At 64.1% G+C, this 1,949-nt stretch carries 1 protein-coding gene; it reads right to left on the bottom strand.

Annotated features, from left to right (window positions below):
* Positions 1 to 190: 190 nt before the first annotated feature.
* Positions 191 to 1,333 carry a type III PLP-dependent enzyme gene (locus DYI24_RS25680; RefSeq protein WP_164574318.1) on the bottom strand — a complete coding sequence of 381 codons (1,143 nt, stop codon included), beginning with the start codon at positions 1,331 to 1,333 and terminating at the stop codon, positions 191 to 193.
* Between the last annotated feature and the right edge of the window lie 616 nt (positions 1,334 to 1,949).

The following is a 1,949-nucleotide window of genomic DNA, read 5'->3' as shown; positions in this document are numbered from 1 at the left end:
TCCCCACGCCGTCCGGCGAACCGCGCCGGCAGCGTGTTGTCAGCAGATAGCAATGTGACAGGGAGAGGCCGGCAAGCCGGCCTCAATTGTTCTGCTCCCTCTCCCGCCTGCGGGAGAGGGCCGGGGTGAGGGCGACACGAGTCGCTGATTCACCCTGCTATCCGACCTCCGCAGCGCGGAGGAGCGGACATCAGATGTGGTAGGTCGCCAGCGGCGGGAAGCCGTTGAACGCCACCGACGAGTAGGTCGACGTATAGGCCCCGGTGCCTTCGATCAGCAGCTTGTCGCCAATCTCGAGCGTCACCGGCAGCGGATACGGCATCTTCTCGTACAGCACGTCGGCCGAATCGCAGGTCGGGCCGGCGAGCACGCAGGGCGTCATCTCGGCGCCGTCGTGGCGCGAGCGGATCGCGTAGCGGATCGACTCGTCCATCGTCTCGGCGAGACCGCCGAACTTGCCGATGTCGAGATACACCCAGCGCACGTCGTCCTCGTCGCTCTTCTTCGAAATCAGAACGACTTCGGTCTCGATCACGCCGGCGTTGCCGACCATGCCGCGACCCGGCTCGATGATGGTCTCCGGGATCTGGTTGCCGAAGTGCTTGCGCAGCGCCCGGAAGATCGAGCGGCCGTACTGCACGACCGGCGGGACTTCCTTTAGATACTTGGTCGGGAAGCCGCCACCCATGTTGACCATCGACAGCGTGATGCCGCGCTCGGCACAGTCGCGGAATACGGACGCGGCCATCGCCAGCGCGCGGTCCCACGCCTTCACCTTGCGCTGCTGCGAGCCAACATGGAACGAGATGCCATAGGCTTCCAGGCCGAGACGCTTGGCGTTGTCGAGCACGTCCACCGCCATCTCCGGATCGCAGCCGAACTTGCGCGACAGCGGCCACTCGGCGCCGGCGCAATCGTACAGGATGCGGCAGAACACCTTCGAGCCGGGCGCCGCACGCGCGACCTTCTCCACCTCGGCGGTGCAGTCGACCGAGAACAGGCGGATGCCGAGCTCGTAGGCGCGCGCGATGTCGCGCTCCTTCTTGATGGTGTTACCAAACGAGATGCGGTCCGGGGTCGCTCCCGCGGCCAGCGCCATCTGGATTTCCTGCACCGAGGCGCAGTCGAAGCACGAGCCCAGCGAGGCCAGCAGCGACAGCACTTCCGGTGCCGGGTTGGCCTTGATCGCATAGAACACGCGGCTGTCCGGCAGCGCCTTGGCGAAATGCATGAAGTTGTCGCGGACCACTTCGAGGTCAACGACCAGGCACGGCTCGACGTCCAGACCCTTGGCGCGGCGGTCGCGCAGGAATTCACGGATACGTTCGGTCATGGCACTCTCCCACGCGCCCAGCGACGGGCGCTTACCAACGATGGCGCTGATCCGACGGCTTCAGCGCCGTCGCGCGATGGAGGCGCGACGAGCGATCAGCTCGGACGAGCAGTGCTGCCTTGGATTGGTTGGGAAGGATCCCGCCCGCTCACTGGCAATGAAGGACAAGCCTCTTCGGTATTCGCGCCGGCTGATGGAAAGCCGGCAGAGACCAAAAAAGCCCGCTCCGTCGTTGCTTTAAGTCGCGTCCCCCGTTGAGAACGAGGTGCGCCGGTTCGCCTCCGGCTGTCAGTCACGGTTGCAAGAGAGGAAGCCACCTTCAACGGCATCTCTTGAGAGAGATGCTGGCCTCGTCGCGTTGCCGCTTGGAGACCCTCGGCTCTTCATCCCTTGGCGGCTGTCCGGCCTCTTGTCCGGATACCTACCGACTGACACACGACCACGGGCACGTGCGAAATTGGGCAAGGCTGGAGATAGGTGTTTCGATGCCGGGCCGCAAGATTTTTTTTGTCTTAACCGGAGAATTATCCCGGCTCGTCGGGAAGCGTTGCCGATCAATCACACCGGCAACGGCGAAGCTGAACGTCTGTTCAAGTTCGTCAATAACGACGGGGAC

The organism is Rhodopseudomonas sp. BR0C11, assembly GCF_010820945.1.
GTDB classification, from domain to species: Bacteria; Pseudomonadota; Alphaproteobacteria; order Rhizobiales; family Xanthobacteraceae; genus Rhodopseudomonas; species Rhodopseudomonas palustris_H.
Note: the sequence above shows the minus strand (reverse complement) of the source record. Positions and strands in the feature narration are given on the sequence as shown.

What these genes read in the sequence shown, in the direction of transcription:
- DYI24_RS25680 (WP_164574318.1), bottom strand. Translation starts at nt 1,333, where the DNA reads ATGACCGAACGTATCCGTGAATTCCTGCGCGACCGCCGCGCCAAGGGT.